The sequence below is a fragment of the Dietzia sp. DQ12-76 genome, assembly GCF_014145045.1.
Taxonomy (GTDB): domain Bacteria; phylum Actinomycetota; class Actinomycetes; order Mycobacteriales; family Mycobacteriaceae; genus Dietzia.
The window spans coordinates 12,086-12,569 of the sequence record NZ_JAALDV010000369.1; the positions used below are offsets into that span (position 1 = coordinate 12,086).

Annotated in this window: 1 protein-coding gene; it reads left to right on the top strand. The window is 68.6% G+C overall.

Going from position 1 to position 484, the window contains the following annotated elements; all coding sequences use genetic code 11:
- Window positions 1-136: 136 nt before the first annotated feature.
- Window positions 137-484: VOC family protein (locus tag G6019_RS12525; protein ID WP_182627721.1), on the top strand; the 348-nt coding region annotated here is incomplete at its 3' end.

Sequence of the window (484 nt, forward strand, 5' to 3'; positions counted from 1 at the left end):
CACGCAGATCTTAGTCGCGGCCGGGGCCAGCCGGTTTTCGTTGCCGGATCGCGACGCGCCATGGTGTTCCGTGAGGCCCGCGGGGGGTGGACACTGGACCCGGGACACGCCCGCACGGGCTGGAGGAAGGGTCGAGATGACGACATTCGTCACGTGCCTGTGGTTGGACGGGCAGGCGGAGGAGGCCGCGGAGTTCTACTGTTCGGTCTTCCCGAACTCGCGGGTCATCGCCGTCGACGAGACGCCCGTCGACACCCCGGGACCGAAGGCCGGCGAGGTCCTGACCGTGGAGTTCGAGCTCGACGGACGGACCTTCCTCGCGCTCAACGGCGGACCGGGGGTCGAGTACACCGACGCGATCTCGCTGGAGATCCGGTGTTCCGACCAGGCCGAGATCGACCACTACTGGGACGGCCTCCTCGCCGGGGGCGGACGAGAGATGCAGTGCGGGTGGCTAACCCGGGTGATTCACGGGGATCTGCGG